Here is a 14957-nt window from a genome sequence, read left to right as displayed (position 1 = left end):
CACCGCCCGCTCCGCTCGGCTATCGTCGCGGACCTTCACCTCCCGGCAATCGGAGACGGCACGACATGACCCGCAACATCGACCGGCTGCTCGACGTGATGGCGCGGCTGCGGAATCCCGACGGCGGATGCCCGTGGGATCTGGAGCAGACCTATCGCACCATCGCGCCGCACACGATCGAAGAAGCCTATGAGGTCGCCGACGCCATCGAGAAGGACGACAAGGCCGCCCTGCGCGAAGAACTGGGCGATCTGCTGTTCCAGGTCGTCTATTACAGCCAGATGGCGCGCGAAGAGGGGCTGTTCGATTTCGACGAGGTCGCCGGCGTCATCACCGACAAGATGATCCGCCGCCATCCCCACGTCTTCGGGCCGGAGGAGGTAAAATCGTCGGACCAGCAGACTTCGCGCTGGGAGGACCACAAGGCGGCCGAGCGGGCGGCCAAGGCCGCCGAGGAAGGCCGGGCGCCGTCGGCGCTGGAAGGCGTCATCGCCGGGCTGCCGGCGCTGACCCGGGCGCTGAAGCTGCAGAATCGCGCCGCGCGGGTCGGTTTCGATTGGACCGACGCCCGCGACATCCTCGACAAGATCGAGGAGGAGGTGCGGGAACTGCGGGCCGAGATGGACGCCGGTTCGGCGCAGGAGCGGGTGGCGGACGAGTTGGGCGACCTGCTGTTCGCGCTGGTCAACCTCGCCCGCCGGATGAAGGTGGAGCCGGAAACGGCGCTCCGTGGCACCAACGCCAAGTTCGAACGCCGATTCCACCGGATCGAGGCGCTGCTGTCCGCCGAAGGACGCAAGCCGCAGGATGCCACGCTGGACGAGATGGAAGCCATGTGGCAGCAGGCCAAGCGCGAGGAGCGCGGCGAAGCCTGACGCGTCAGTAGCCCCAGCGGTCGAAGGCGAAGGCCCACCGGCGGCGCACCGCGCGGCGGGCCGGATCCTCAAGATCGTGCCGGGCTCGGCGATAATCGCGCACGCTTGCCAGATAGCGTTCCATTTTCGGCTGCACCGGCGCGAAGGAGCCGAGATCGAGCCCGTCATAAATCCCGGTCAGCGTCTCCAGCGGATCGGCGACGAAGCGGTCGTAGCGGATCTCCACCAGCCGGCCGGGAGGCAGCAGCGCCCGGTCGCGGTTGAACCGGGCCATCATCGCCGGATACAGATCCAGCACCAGATCGTCTACCGCCCGCGGATCGTAGGATTGCAGCGAGAATTCCCGCAGCAGGGTCAGCAGCATGCGCCGGGTCGAACTGAAGACCTCATAGGGGTCGCGGTGGATGTGGACGAAAACGGCATCGGGCCGCAGCGCCAGCAGTTCCGCCAGCTTCGGCGTATGCGCCGGATTCTTGATCAGCAGCCGCCGCTCACCGCACTGGATCTGCATCTTGTTCAGGTAATGGTCCATCCGGCGGCGCCACAGCGCGATGGCCTCTGGCCGGCACCCCTCGAACAGCACGCCCTGGCGGAAGGCGCGGTGCAGGTGCCTGGGGAAGAAGATGCCGTGATAGTAGGACAGCGGCTGCATCAGGGCCAGCGCCAGTTCGTCCTCCTGCGGAGAGGTCGGATCGACCGGCATGGCGTCGATGATGCGGTCGGGCGGCAGCCACTCCTCCAGCCGCGCGCGCCAGAAGGAATTCAGGCCGAGGAAACCCCAGGGCAGGCCGACCGCCAGCGGATCGGGGGCGGCGAACCGCGCATCCTGTGCCAGCAGGTTCAGCAGATGGGTGGTGCCGCTGCGCCAATGGCCGAGGATGAACAGCGGCGGCGGCCCGGCGGCCCTGCCCTGCCCGACCAGCCCTGTCACCCGCCGCCGCTCCAACAGGTCGAGCGGTGCGCGGATTGCGGCGGCGCCCAGCGCGGTCGCGACGCGATGCAGGTGCAGCGGCCCGACACCGCCGCCATCGCGCAGCACCTTTGCCAGCGTGGCGGTATCGGCCCCGGCCAGCGGGTGGAAGATGCGGTGGCCATGGCGGCGCAGCCAGGGCGTCATGGAGCACCTTGTCCCGGCCCCGGCGCGGCCGGATAGGCCCTGCCGCGCCATTCCGACGGCTTGCCATGGCGCGCGCGCAGCAGGGCCGACCATTGGATCGCCAGCATGATCAGCACGCCGACCGGGTGCAGCAGGGCGCCGATGACGCTCTGGCGGAAGCGGACGGCCAGCAGCAGGCGGAAGAGCAGCCCGGCCACCGCCGCCAGCCCCGCCAGCACGACCGCCGAAATGGGCAGTGGACGAAGCGCCGCCCAGCCGAGAAGGATCCAGGGCATCACATGGCCGCCGAACAGCAGCAGCGTCCAGACCGGCAGGGCGGCCGGGGTCGCCATTCCCTCCGTCGCGTTCTTGGAAAAGCCGGACCACACCTCGCGCCAGCCGCGGTACATGCGGCAGCGGGCAAAACCGGTGGCGTCGAACAGGTCGGTGCCCTGCCCCGCCCGGCGGAAGGCGCGCGGCAGCGTCACCCCATCATGCAGCGACGTCGCTATGGCCGCATGGCCGCCGGCCTTCAGATAGGCATCCCGCCGAACAGCGATCAACTGGCCGCAGGCGGCGCCGAAGCGCGGGTCTGTCGAGCGTCGCATCGCCGCCATCGGCAGATAGCCCAGCAACAGGAAATGGATCAGCGGGATCACCAGGGCTTCCGCCAGCGTCCCGGTCTCCTCGCGCGGGAAACCGCTGACCAGACCGTTTTCGCCCGCCAACAGAGCGCCGCCGACCCGGCGGGCGGCGGTGGGCGACAACCGCACATCGGCGTCCTGGAACAGCAGAACCGGGTACCGCGCCAGACCGGCGAGCATCTGACAGGCATGCTGCTTGCCCGACCAGCCCGGCGGCAGCGGCGGCGCGCTCTCCAGACGGACGCGCGGATCGCGGGCGGCGATGGCCTGGACGATCTCCGCCGTGCGGTCGGTGGAGTGGTCATCCAGCACAACCACCTCGACATCGACACCGCGGCTGAGCAGGGCGGCATCGACGGCGGCTGCGATGCCGGCTTCCTCGTTGCGGGCGGGGATCAGGATGCTGACGGCGGTGCCCGGAGGCGGCTCGGCGGTCGGGCGGCGGTAGAGCAATAGGTTCACGATCCCCTGCCCCAGCGGCAGCAGGGCCAGGATCAGCGACAGCGCGGCGATCAGGACGATGACGCTCATGGGCCCTCGATCTCCTGCCGCATCTCCTGCCGCGCCGGGCCTTGCCGGCTGCTCCCTTGCCGGCCGCCTTCCTCCCGGCTGCCATGGGCCGGAGAGAAGCTCTGTCCGCCGGCCAGGGCGCGCAGCCGGCGCCACAGATCGTAGATGCCGCCGACCCCGACCGTTCCCTCGATCAGCGTCAGGAAACGCGCCGGGTCGCGGCCTTGCGCATCGAGCGCCAACTGATCCATCACCGCCTCCAGCCGCCCTTCCAGTTCCGCCGCGATGTCCTGCACCGGCAGACCGGCAAGGGCGGCAGCTTCGAAGGGTTGGCCGAACCGCATCAGCGCCTCCGGCGTGCGCTCGTCCCAGAACGGGTATTCGACCGCCAGCGGCACCACCAGGGCGGTGGGCATGCGGCGGACCAGATGGGCGATGCCCGGCCGCAAGGTCACCGGGCGGCGGCGCGGATCGGTGAAGGCGCCTTCCGCCGTGATCCACAGCATGGCGCGCGGGTCGCCCAGGATGTGTTCGGCGTTGCGCAGGAAGGAGACGGCTCCGGCACGGCCGGGCTCCAGCCCGAACAGACCGATGCGGCGCATGAAGCGGTAGCGGCGCAGCATCTCCGCATCGATCGGCCCATAGCCCGGCCGGCCGCGGAAGCGGGTGGTGCCCATCACGATCAGCAGCGCCGGATCCCACCAGGATGGATGGTTGAGATAGACGATGACCGGACGGCCCGGCGGCAGGGCCGGCCAGCCCGGCCGCGCCAGCCGCACCGCATGGAAGCCGCGCCGCAGCCGCCGGGCCATGACCCCGCCGAAGAACCAGCAGAGCAACCGGGACCGTAACGCAACCGGATCGTCCGTCATCCTCCTGCCGCCTTCCGTCAGGCCACGGCGCGCGCGGAGCCTGCCCCGGCACCGTCATGGACGCCGTCGCGCATATCCTGGTCGAGGCTGTCGGCGGCGATCCAACCCGACATCAGCACCATCGGCATGCCCGGTCCGGGATGGGCGGCCCCGCCGGCCAAATAAAGCCCTTCCACATCGCGGGAACGGTTGCCGGGCTTGAAGGCGCCCATGAAGCGGCCATGGCTCGCCAAGCCATAGATGGCGCCGTTCAGCACATTGTAGCGGTCGTTGATGTCCTGCGGCGTCAACACATGCTCGACCCTGATGCGGTCTTCCAGATCGGGCATGCCGGCGGTGCGCTTCAGCTTGTCGAACACCACGCGGCGGTAGGCCGGCAGCATGCGGTTCCAGTCGTGACGCTCGCGCAGATAGGGGGTGTGGACCAGCACATACAGCGCCTCGCCGCCCGCCGGTGCGACGCCCGGCTCGGTGCGGGCTGGGGCGGCGATGTAGCAGGTCGGGTCGGGCGCCGGTTCCCCCTGGCGATAGATCCAGTCGAATTCCTCTTCCGGATCGCGCGAGAAGACGAAGTCATGGTGCAGCAGATGATCGTAGGCGCGGTCCAGGCCCAGATAGAACACCACGCCGGAACAGGCCGGCTCGTAGCTGCGGCGCTTGGCGAAGCGCTTGGCCGGCGGTCCGCCGATCAGTTCCTGATATGTGCGGACCGAATCCATGTTCGACACGGCGGCCGAAACCGGGATGCGTTCGCCGCCGTCCGTCTCGACCGCCACCACCCGGCCGCGTTCAACCTGAAGACGGCGAACACCGGTGTTGGTGCGGATTTCCACGCCGAGCCGCCTCGCCACCCGCTCCAGCGCCGTCGGCACGGCACGGGTGCCGCCCATCGGATACCAGACGCCGTCATTGGTCTGCATGTGGGCGATGGCGCACAGCACCGCCGGAGAGCCGTAGGGCGAGGATCCGACATACTGGGTGAAATGGTCCAGCATCTGCGCCGCCCGCGCATCCGGCACATGGCCGCGGATGGTGCCGGCGACCGTGCTGCCCATGCGGAGCGCCAGCACGTCCGACAGGGTGCTGGCGTTGAAGCTGTTGCGGAAGTTCAGCGTGTCTCCGAGATCCTCCACCGACTTCCAGAAGAAGAAGCGTTCGGAGATGCCGTGCAGCCGTTCCGACATCGCCTGGAAGCGGCGGTAGCCCTCCCCCGCCCCGCGGCCGGGCGCCAGCCTGTCCAGCTCCGCCGCCATGGTTCCGACATTCTCCGACAGGTCCAGCACCGTGCCGTCGTCGAAGAAGCAGCGCCATTGCGGCTCCAGCCGGACCATGTCCAGCTCCTGGTCCAGATCGCAGCCGGCCTCCTCCAGGATGCGGCGCAGGACGCGCGGCACCGTCAGGATGGTCGGCCCCATATCGAAGCGGAACCCGCCTTCCTCCAGAACGGCCGCCTTGCCGCCGACCCAGGCGTTCTTTTCCAGCAGGGTCACCTTGTGCCCGCGCGCCGCCAGCACCACCGCTGCCGCCAGCCCGCCCAGGCCCCCACCGATCACCGCGATCCGATCCGTCATGCCATCCCCCCTGCAACGGCCTGCCTCAGCATGCCGGACAAACCCATGGTCTTTGTGCGCCAAGGCGTCGGCAGGCCCAGTTCCTGGGCCAGCAGCCGCGCCGTGATGCGTGCGCCTTCGAAAATGACCGGCAGGCCGCTGCCGGGATGGGTGCCGCCGCCCACCAGATAGACGCCGTCCAGATCCTCGAACCGGTTGCGCGGACGGCGGTGAAGCATCTGGTCCAGGCTGTGCGCCAGATTGAAGGTGGCGCCGCGATGCACCGCGAACTGGCTGTCCCAGTCGGCCGGCGTCACCACCCGCTCCACCCGGATGCGGCGCTCCAGATCGGCGAGGCCGAAGCCCGACAGCCGGTCGAGCACCAGCCGGCGGTAGTGCGGCGCCTCCGCCTTCCAGTCGATGTGGCCGCGCTGATGGCCGACGGGCACCAGGATGTAGAGCGTGCTGCCGCCCGGTGGCGCCAGATCGGGATCGGTGACGCAGGCGTTCTGCACATAGATCGACGGCTGGCGCGGCAACTCCCGGCACTCCTCGATCTCCGCGAGGTTGCGGGCGTAATCCTCCGCCAGATAGACGGTGTGGTGGTCCAGCCCGTCCACTTTGCCTTCGATGCCGAGATACATCATGAAGGTGGAGCAGGAGAATTTCTTGGTGGCGAGGCGGGCGTCGCTCCAGCGCCGGCGCAGATCGTCTGGCACCAGCGTGGTCATGGCGCGGGCGAAATCGGCGTTGATGACCAGCGCATCGGCCGGATAGTCGCCGGCGTCCGTCCGCACACCGACGGCGCGTCGGCCCTGGAACCTGATATGGCGCACCGTCTCGTTCAGCCGGACGGTGACGCCCAGGCTTTCCGCCACCCGGCGCATCGCCTCCATCACCGATTCCGTTCCGCCGCGGGGATGGAAGATGCCGTGCTCATGCTCCAGGAAGGACAGGATGGTGAACAGGCTGGGGCAGCGGAAAGGCGACATGCCCAGATATTTGCTCTGGAACGAGAAGGCGAGGCGGATGCGCGGATCCTGGAAATAGCGGGACAGGTCGCGGTCCACCGAACGGTGCGGCGCCAGCCTGCCCAGGGCCTTCAGCATCGGCAGCGAGGCGAGCGCCCAGGGGCTGGAGAAATCGGATTCCAGAACCGGGCGGAAACGCTCCATCTTCGCCCGGTTGTCGGCCAGGAAGCGCGGGAGCCCGTCGGCGTCGCCCGGGCTGAGCCTGGCGATCTCCGCCATCAGCGCCTTCACCTGGGCATGGACGCGCAGTTCCCCGCCGCCTTCGAACACCAGCCGGTAAAGCGGGTCGAGGCGGATCAGGTCGACCTCGTCCGACAGCCGCCGTCCGCAGGCCTCGAAGATTTCCTCCAGAATGCGGGGATAGAGGAAGAAGGTGGGTCCGCTGTCGAACCGGTAGCCGTCGAGCGAGAAGCCCGCCGACCTGCCGCCGATGCGATCCTGCCGTTCCAGCACCGTCACCTTCGCTCCGGTGAGCGCCAGGAGCATTGCGGATGCCAATCCGCCCGGTCCCGCGCCGATGATCACGACTTGTCGTTCCATCCGCTTGCCAAACGCTCCTGCGCTGCAAAATTCAGTCGTGATCTCTACGAAGCTAGGTCGAAAATGGATCGCAACAAAAACCCCTCTCCTGATGTCTTATCTCCTTGGATAAGAAGAGCGATCCCTCGGGAGGTGGTCGGCTTTACGGCATGGTCCGAACGAGATATTTCTCTACGCCTTTCCACCATTCGTGAACTCCGCCACCGGATCGCCGCCGGTGCGGAAGACCTCGTCGAAGCATTGAAAACCCGCCCGGCTCGAACCGCTGCCGAGAGCGTCAGCGCCGAAATCCTGCCGCTGGCGGAGGCTTGCCGGTTTCTGGAACGGGAAGCGTCCAGGCTGCTGGCGCCGAAGAGGCTGGGCCGGCGCGGCCGTCCGGTCTGGCTGTTCGGGGTGGAGTCGGAGGTGCGGCGGGAGCCGGTCGGCACCGTGTTGATCGTCGGTCCGGCCAATTACCCGCTGCTGCTGCCAGGCGTTCAGGCGGTCCAGGCTCTGGCGGCCGGAAACCGGGTATTGGTCAAGCCGGCCCCGGCGTGCAGCGCGCCGATGATCCTGCTTGGAGCCTGGCTGGAGGAGGCCGGACTGCCGCCAGGGCTGTTCCGGGTGCTGGACGAATCCGCCGCCGCGGTGGCGGAGGCCATCGAGGAGGGCATCGACAAGCTGGTGCTGACCGGATCGGCCGATACGGGACGGGTGGTGGCGGAGAAGCTGGCCCGGCATCTGGTGCCTTCGACAATGGAGTTGTCGGGCAACGACGCCGTCTTCGTCCTGCCGGGTGCGAACCTGGAACAGGTCGCCCGCGCCCTGGCCTTCGGCCTTCGACTCAACGGCTCCGCCACCTGCATCGCGCCGCGGAGGGTGTTCGTCACCCATGGCATGGCGGCGGGCCTGGAGGCGGCTCTCCTCCGCCATGTCGGCGCGATACCGGCGGTGCCGGTGTCCCCGCCGACCGGACGCCGGCTCGCCGCCCTTGCCCAGGATGCGGTGGCGGGCGGAGCCCGTGCGCTGGGCGCTTTGCCGGGGGAGGACAGTCCGGCGATGGCGCCGCTGATCCTCGCCGACGCGAGGCCCGACATGGCGCTGCTGCGCGCGGAGGTCTTCGCCCCGCTGCTGTCGCTGGTGCCGGTGCGGGACATGGGCGAGGCGCTGACGGTTGCGGCCGGCAGCCCCTATGCGCTGGGGGCATCCGTGTTCGGGCCGGAGGTGCAGGCCCGGGAATTGGCCGGATGGATCGACGCCGGAACCGTGACGATCAATGACCTCATCGTGCCGACCGCCGACCCGCGCCTGCCCTTCGGCGGGCGGCATGCCAGCGGCTGGGGCGTCACCCGTGGCGCCGAGGGGCTGCTGGAGATGACGCAGGTGAAAACCGTCTCGGTCCGCAAGGGGCGGTTCCGCCCCCATTTCGACCAGCCGCGCGCCGGTGACGAGGCGCTGATGCTGGCGGCGCTGCGCCTGTTCCATGGCGGGCCCGGCACCCGCGGCGGGGCGCTGCGGCGGCTGGTGCAGGCAGTGCGCGGACGGTCCGCCGGTTGACGAGGGCCTCCAACCGCCAATGATCGAAACTTGACGATGGATGACCGGATGCTTGCCTTGGCCCTTGCCTTTCTGATCGGCGCCGTCGCCGGCTCACGCACCCTGATCGCCCCGGCGGTCGTCAGCTGGGCCGCTTATGGCGGCTGGCTAGACGTGTCGGAAAGCTGGCTGTTCTTTCTCGGGCACCCGGTGTCGCCCTGGGTCTTCACCGCCATGGCGGTGGTGGAGCTGATCGTCGACAAGCTGCCGACCACTCCCAGCCGCAAGCTGCCCTTCCCCTTCGTCAGCCGCATCGCCGGCGGCGCCATCGCCGGTGCGGCCATCGGGGCGAATGCCGGATTCTGGATCGGCGGTCTGGCGGCCGGCGGCATCGGCGCCGTGGTGGGCACACTGGTCGGCTATGCTGCCCGCATGCGCATGGCTGCCGCCTTCGGCCGTGACCGCCCCGCTGCCCTGATGGAGGATGCGGTGGCGCTGGTCGCGGCTCTGCTGATCGTCTCCGCCGCGTGAGGGGCGGCTATCCCTCGACGCCCTCCAGCCGGTCTGACAGCCCCGACTCCAGCCCGGCGTAGCCGCTGCGGATGCGGGTTTCCAGCATGGCGGTCTCCGGCAGCAGGCGGGTCATGAAGAAGCGGGCCAGCCCGATGCGCGCGTCGAGGAACGCCGGGTCGTATCCCGCCGGCCGCCGGGCAGCGGCACTTGCGGTCAGTCCCCACATCCAGCCATAGGCGACCAGCGCCGTCAGCCGCAGCAGGTCGGTCGCCCCCGCCGCGCCGTCGCGCAGGTCGCGATCCTCCTGCCGCAGCCAGCCGGCGAGACCGTGCAGACGGCCGGCGGCAATGCGCAGGGGGGGCGCCAGATCCATGGTCGCAGGATCATCGGCCAGAGCCTGCGCCGCATCCTCCACCGCAGCCAGCATCCGCCCCAGCGGCCGGCCGCCATGCAGGCCCAGCTTGCGCTGCACGAGGTCGAGGGCCTGGACGCCGTTGGTGCCCTCGTAGATCTGCGTCGCCCGCACGTCGCGGACCAGCTGCTCGACGCCATTGTCCCGGATATAGCCGTGGCCGCCCATCACCTGCTGGGCCAGCACTGCCGCCTCGAAACCGAAATCGGTGCCGGCGGACTTCACCACCGGGGTCAGCAGCGCCGCCCAATCCTCCGCCTCGTCGGCCAGCGACGGATCCCCGACGGCGCGGTCGAGCCACAGCGCCACCCATCCCGCAAGCGCCCGCCCGGCATCGGTCAGCACGCGGGCGGTCAGCACCATCCGCCGCACGTCGGGATGATGCAGGATCGAGTTGCCTGCCCCACCGACTCCACTGCCGCCGGGCGCCCTGCCCTGCACCCGGCTGCGGGCATAGGAGAGCGCCGCCTGCGCCGCGCGTTCTCCCACCCCGATGCCCTGGACGCCGACGAACAGCCGTTCATGATTCATCATCGTGAACATGGCGGCGAGCCCGCGGTGCGGCACTCCCACCATCCAGCCGACCGCCCCCTCATAGGACACCACACAGGTGGGCGAGGCGTGCAGCCCCATCTTGCGCTCCACCGACAGCACCGACCAGCCGTTGCGGGCGCCGTCGGCCAAGCGCTTCGGCACCGCGAACAGGCTGATGCCGCGGGTGCCCTCCGGCGCGTCGGGCAGGCGGGCCAGCACCAGATGGACGAGGTTGTCGGTCAGGTCATGGTCAGCCGACGAGATGAACATCTTCTGCCCGGCCAGCCGGAAGGTGCCGTCGCCCACCGGCTCCGCCCGCGTCCGCAGCAGCCCGAGGTCCGTCCCCGCCTGCGGCTCGGTCAGCGCCATGGCCCCGGTCCAGTCGCCGGCGAGCATCGGCGGCAGGCAGCGCTCCTTCACCGCGGCGTCGCCATGGGCGGCGAGCGCCCGGATGGCGCCCTGGGTCAGGCCGGGGGTGATGCTGAAGGCGAGGTTCGCCGCACACACCATCTCCGTCACCAGCGTGTCGAGCAGCGCCGGCATCCCCTGCCCGCCATAGGCCGGATCGCCGGACAGCCCGTTCCAGCCGCCGTCGCGCCAATGCCGCCACGCCTCGCGGAATCCCGCCGGCATGCGCACGCCGCCATCCGCCACCCTTGCGCCCTCTTCGTCGCCCGACCGGTCGAGCGGCAACAGCACCTCGACCGCCAGCCGTCCCGCTTCTGCCAGCACGGCGTCGAACAGGTCGGGCGTCGTCTCCTCCCACCCGGCGGCGGCGAGCGCTTCGGGAGCCTTCAGCACCTCGTTGACGAGGAAGCGGACGGCGTGCAGCGGCGGTTCATACACGCTCATGCCGCCGCCCTCAGGCCGTGGTCTCGCTGTAGGCCCGGCGAAGCTCCCGCTTCAGCAGCTTGCCGGCGGTGTTGCGCGGCAGGCTGTCGACAAAATGCACCTGCTTGGGCAGCTTGAAGGGCGCCAGATGACCGCGGCAATGGGCTATCAGACCCTCGGCATCGACGCTCTGGCCGGTGCGCAGCACGACGAAGGCGGTTACTGCCTCGATCCATTTCGGGTCGGGCAGCGCCACCACCGCGACCTCGGCGACGGCGGGATGGGTGTAGATCACCTCCTCCACCTCGCGGCTGGCGACCACCACGCCGCCGGTGTTGATGACGTCCTTGATGCGGTCGACGATGTGGAGATAGCCGGCCTCGTCGAGATAGCCGACGTCGCCGGAATGGAACCACCCGCCCTGGAAGGCCTCCTCCGTCTCGCGCTCCTTGTCCCAATAGCCGACCATCAGCTGGGGGGAGCGGTGGACGATCTCGCCATGGCTGCCCGGCGCCAGATCGTTCATCTCCAGATCGACGACCCGCGTCTCGACATTCAACACCGGGCGGCCGGCGGAGGCTGGGCGCTCCTCATGCTCTTCCGGGGCAAGCACGGTGGCGAGCGGGCCGATCTCGCTCTGTCCGTAACAGTTGAAGGGCTTGGCGTTGGGCAGGCGCCGGCGAAGCTCCTGCAACACCGGGACCGGCATGATCGAGGCGCCGTAATAGAGCTTCTCCAGCGACACCAGATCATGCGCGTCGAAATCCGGATGGCGCAACAGCCCAACCCACACCGTGGGCGGTGCGAAGAAGGAGGTGATGCGGTGCGCCTCGATCAGTTCCAGGCATTGCTTCAAGGCCGGAACCTGGATCAGCAGCGTGGTGGCGCCGACCATCAGCTGCGGCATCAGGAAGACATGCATCTGCGCCGAATGGTAAAGCGGCAGCGCCGCCAACGCCCGGTCGCTCTCGGCGAAGCGGCAGTCATGGATGGCGCTCTCATACTCCGCCAGCAGGCCGCCATGGGTCATCATCGCGCCCTTCGGCGCCGCGGTGGTGCCGGAGGTGTAGAGAAGCTGGACCACCGTGTCGGCATCCACCACCACGTCGATGTCCGCCGAGGCGCCCCGATCCTGGGCGATGGCCAGCACGTCCAGATCGCCGGTACCGGCGGCATCGGCAGCCAGGGTCCCGACCCACTCCGTCCGCGCCGCTTTCCCGGCATCGGCAAGGGTGCCGGCCAGATCGGCGTCGTGCAGCACCATCCGCGCCCCCGACTGCGTCAGGATGTAGGACAACTCTTCTCCCGTCAGGGCGTAGTTGACCGGCACATGGATGAAGCCGCCGACCGCGCAGCCGAGCCAGGCCACGACATAGGCGTCGGAATTGCGCCCGAAGGCGGCCACCCGGTCGCCCGGCCGCAGACCCATGTCGTGCAGCCTCCGGGCCACCCGCTTCGCAGCCACATGCAGGCCAGCGAAGCTCCAGTCCCGCCCGTCGTGACGCAAAGCGATGCGGTCGCCATAGCGCCGCGCCGCCCGTGCCAGAGCCCCGCCGATGCTGGTGCCGCGCGCCGCGGCGATGGCGTCCTTGGCAACGTCCATAGGCATGCGTGTCCTCCCGGTTCTACAAGGTCCTGGCACCGTCGCCGTACACACCGGTCACGGGTTCGGCCGGCCTTTTCTTTACTGTATGGAACCTAAGTTACTTGAAAGTAGGAAACGAAACAAGTTTGCTGAGAGAACTGACTGTTTGCCGGCCTGGACATGGGCACAGCCAAATGGGAAAGCGATAGGCCGGAAGAATGAGCGAAGGGAGCCAGCACCGCATGTCGGACTCGCCATGGAAGACCGCCGCCGACCGCCGCAGCGAACGGGAGGAAAAGCGGATCGCCGTGCTGCGGACGGCGGCGCAGGCCTTCAACGAGCTTGGTTATCACGCCACCTCGCTGGACGACATCGCCCGGCGGCTGAACGTGACCAAGCCGACGATCTATTATTATGTAAAGAACAAGGAGGAGATCCTGTTCGAGTGCGTGCGGATCGGGCTGGAAATGCTCGACAGCGCCTCGAACGACGTGACCGGTCATGGCGGCAGCGCCTATGACGAGTTGGTGGCGGTGATGACCACCTATGTCGACATCGTCACCATGGATTTCGGCATGTGCGTGATCCGGGTCGGCGAGGAACCGCTGACCGAGGACAGCCGCCGTACCCTGCGCGGCCTGAAGCGCCGCATCGACCTGAAATTCCGCAACCTGATCGAACGCGGCATCGCCGAGGGCAGCATCGTCCCCTGCGATCCGAAGATCGCCGCCTTCACGCTGTCGGGTGCGCTCAGCTGGGTCGCCCGCTGGTACAGCCCGGACGGCGATCTGGACCCGGGGGAGATCGCCCGCCAGTCCATCGCCCTGCTGCTGAACGGCCTGCGCCCGCGTCGCGACATGGGGTGATTCCGCCGTCGCCCCCCTGTCGACCATAGGCCCAAAGTGGGCCGGTCGATCCGCCGTCAGCGTTGTATGGTCGGCCACTGCTCTCCTTCTTATACATATCTGGGTATGATGAAAATGGGGTGGTGAGTTGCCGTCGACGTGCGATCCAGAAGAGCATTCCTGACGTAGAACGATCCATGTGTGGCCCCGGAACCGAGGATCGTCCAGAAGATGACCGTCGAACTGACAGATGTGCAGGCGAAGAGACTTTCCACCTTCTCGATCACCCACGACGATCTGAACCGGTTAAGGGGCAACCGGGAGTTCGCGGAGCAGCGTCTTCCCGCACTGCTGACCGAGTGGCATCGGTATTTCGATGCATGGCCGGAAATCCAGGCGGCGCTGCAACGCCCTGATGTGCATGCCGCCCGTCTGGATCATTGGACGCGGGCCGTATCCGGTCGGATCGATGCCGGCTTCGCCGAGTCCGCCAAACGGCTTGCGACCCTGTTCTACAAGAACGGCGTCCCGGCCTATGCGGTGTCAATCTGCCATTACATCGTCAGTTCCAACCTCGCCCGCGAACTCGGCCTCACTGGTGGCGACGAGGGGCTGAGGGCCGGCCTGTTCGGCGCGGCAGCCCGCCGCAACCGGACGGCACAGCTGGAGACGCTGAACAAGATCGCGTGGTTCGACATCGAACTGCTGCTGGAGACCTATCGGGTGGCGGAAGAGGAGAGCAAGCGCGCCACCCTCGACCAGCTCGCCGGCAGTTTCGAAGACAGCGTCAAAAGCATCGTGGAGGGCACGGTCGCCGCCTCCAACCAGATGCAGGCCCATGCCCAGCGCATGTCCCAGATCGCCACCAGCACCAGCCGCCGCTCCGCCGATGTCGCGTCGGAGACGGAATTCGCCTCGTCCAGCATGCAGACGGTGGCCGCGGCGACCGAACAGCTTGCCAGCTCCATCACCGACATCAGCCGGCACGTCAACGAATCCTCCCGCATCTCCACCTCCGCCGTCGGTGAGGCGGAACGGACCAAGGGAACCGTCAGCGGTCTGGTGGAGGCGGCCCAGCGCATCGGCGACGTCGTCAACCTGATCAACAACATCGCCAGCCAGACCAACCTGCTGGCTCTGAACGCCACCATCGAGGCGGCGCGGGCGGGAGAAGCGGGCAAGGGCTTCGCCGTCGTCGCCAATGAGGTGAAGAGCCTCGCCAACCAGACCGCCAAGGCGACGGAGGACATCTCCAGCCAGATCGCCGGCATGCAGAATGCCGCGGGCCAGGCTGCCGACGCGATCCATGCCGTGGGCCGCACCATCGTCCACATCAACGAGATCGTCACCACGGTCGCCGCGACGGTGGAGCAGCAGACCGCCGCGACGCAGGAGATCACCCGCAGCGTACAGGAGGTCGCGGTCGGCACCCGCCGGGTCACCGGTTCCATCGGCGAGGTCACGCGGTCCTCTTCGGAGACCGGCGGGATCGCGCAGGAGGTGCTGGCCGCCGCCGGACTGCTGCACCGGCAGGCGGACGATCTCAATCGGGGCGTCGGTGATTTCCTGACCAGCATCCGCGCTGCCCGCTGATCCGCCGCGCA

Annotated in this window: 12 protein-coding genes; 5 read left to right on the top strand and 7 right to left on the bottom strand. The window is 68.7% G+C overall.

All coding sequences use genetic code 11. The features are described 5' to 3' along the window. Nucleotides 1–65: 65 nt before the first annotated feature. Nucleotides 66–875, top strand: a complete 810-nt coding sequence (gene mazG, locus GBZ48_RS01175) for a nucleoside triphosphate pyrophosphohydrolase (protein ID WP_174469301.1) — start codon at nucleotides 66–68, stop codon at nucleotides 873–875. Nucleotides 876–879: 4 nt separating this feature from the next. Here the strand turns inward: mazG and GBZ48_RS01170 are convergent, their stop codons facing one another. From GBZ48_RS01170 to crtI, 5 genes are read right to left on the bottom strand one after another with little or no spacing between them, the layout of a single operon-like run. Beyond that, nucleotides 880–1992 carry a sulfotransferase family protein gene (locus GBZ48_RS01170; protein WP_174469300.1) on the bottom strand — a complete coding sequence of 371 codons (1113 nt, stop codon included), beginning with the start codon at nucleotides 1990–1992 and terminating at the stop codon, nucleotides 880–882. Continuing rightward, nucleotides 1989–3146, bottom strand: a complete 1158-nt coding sequence (locus GBZ48_RS01165; protein WP_174469299.1) for a glycosyltransferase family 2 protein — start codon at nucleotides 3144–3146, stop codon at nucleotides 1989–1991. The genes GBZ48_RS01170 and GBZ48_RS01165 overlap by 4 nt, the downstream gene beginning before the upstream one ends. Beyond that, nucleotides 3143–3997, bottom strand: a complete 855-nt coding sequence (locus GBZ48_RS01160; protein ID WP_174469298.1) for a lysophospholipid acyltransferase family protein — start codon at nucleotides 3995–3997, stop codon at nucleotides 3143–3145. Before GBZ48_RS01160 ends, GBZ48_RS01165 begins: the two co-directional genes overlap by 4 nt. 17 nt (nucleotides 3998–4014) lie before the next feature. Further along, nucleotides 4015–5568 (bottom strand): phytoene desaturase family protein, encoded by a 1554-nt coding sequence (locus GBZ48_RS01155; RefSeq protein WP_174469297.1) that lies wholly within the window; start codon nucleotides 5566–5568, stop codon nucleotides 4015–4017. Beyond that, the gene (gene crtI / locus GBZ48_RS01150) at nucleotides 5565–7118 is read right to left on the bottom strand and encodes a phytoene desaturase family protein (protein ID WP_174469296.1); all 1554 of its coding nucleotides are present in this window, start codon (nucleotides 7116–7118) and stop codon (nucleotides 5565–5567) included. Before crtI ends, GBZ48_RS01155 begins: the two co-directional genes overlap by 4 nt. A gap of 63 nt (nucleotides 7119–7181) precedes the next feature. Here crtI and GBZ48_RS01145 point away from each other — a divergent pair, with 63 nt between their 5' ends. Both GBZ48_RS01145 and GBZ48_RS01140 read left to right on the top strand, forming a co-directional pair. Further along, nucleotides 7182–8654: an aldehyde dehydrogenase family protein gene (locus tag GBZ48_RS01145; RefSeq protein ID WP_246306927.1), complete on the top strand. Its 1473-nt coding sequence runs from the start codon at nucleotides 7182–7184 to the stop codon at nucleotides 8652–8654. Nucleotides 8655–8702: 48 nt separating this feature from the next. Next, nucleotides 8703–9164, top strand: a complete 462-nt coding sequence (locus tag GBZ48_RS01140; RefSeq protein ID WP_174469294.1) for a DUF4126 family protein — start codon at nucleotides 8703–8705, stop codon at nucleotides 9162–9164. A 7-nt stretch (nucleotides 9165–9171) separates the two neighbouring features. Here GBZ48_RS01140 and GBZ48_RS01135 read toward each other — a convergent pair whose 3' ends face one another. Beyond that, complete coding sequence (locus tag GBZ48_RS01135; protein ID WP_174469293.1) at nucleotides 9172–10944, bottom strand: acyl-CoA dehydrogenase family protein; 1773 nt, start codon at nucleotides 10942–10944, stop codon at nucleotides 9172–9174. Nucleotides 10945–10954: 10 nt separating this feature from the next. Then, on the bottom strand, nucleotides 10955–12532 hold the full coding sequence (locus GBZ48_RS01130; RefSeq protein WP_246306909.1) for a fatty acyl-CoA synthetase: 1578 nt from the start codon (nucleotides 12530–12532) through the stop codon (nucleotides 10955–10957). Nucleotides 12533–12750: 218 nt separating this feature from the next. Here GBZ48_RS01130 and GBZ48_RS01125 point away from each other — a divergent pair, with 218 nt between their 5' ends. Both GBZ48_RS01125 and GBZ48_RS01120 read left to right on the top strand, forming a co-directional pair. Beyond that, the gene (locus GBZ48_RS01125; protein WP_174469292.1) at nucleotides 12751–13374 is read left to right on the top strand and encodes a TetR/AcrR family transcriptional regulator; all 624 of its coding nucleotides are present in this window, start codon (nucleotides 12751–12753) and stop codon (nucleotides 13372–13374) included. A gap of 210 nt (nucleotides 13375–13584) precedes the next feature. After that, the gene (locus GBZ48_RS01120) at nucleotides 13585–14946 is read left to right on the top strand and encodes a globin-coupled sensor protein (protein ID WP_174469291.1); all 1362 of its coding nucleotides are present in this window, start codon (nucleotides 13585–13587) and stop codon (nucleotides 14944–14946) included. Nucleotides 14947–14957 lie beyond the last annotated feature (11 nt).

This window comes from Azospirillum melinis (assembly GCF_013340935.1).
Lineage (GTDB): Bacteria > Pseudomonadota > Alphaproteobacteria > Azospirillales > Azospirillaceae > Azospirillum > Azospirillum melinis.
This window is presented reverse-complemented; position numbering and strand designations above follow the sequence as displayed.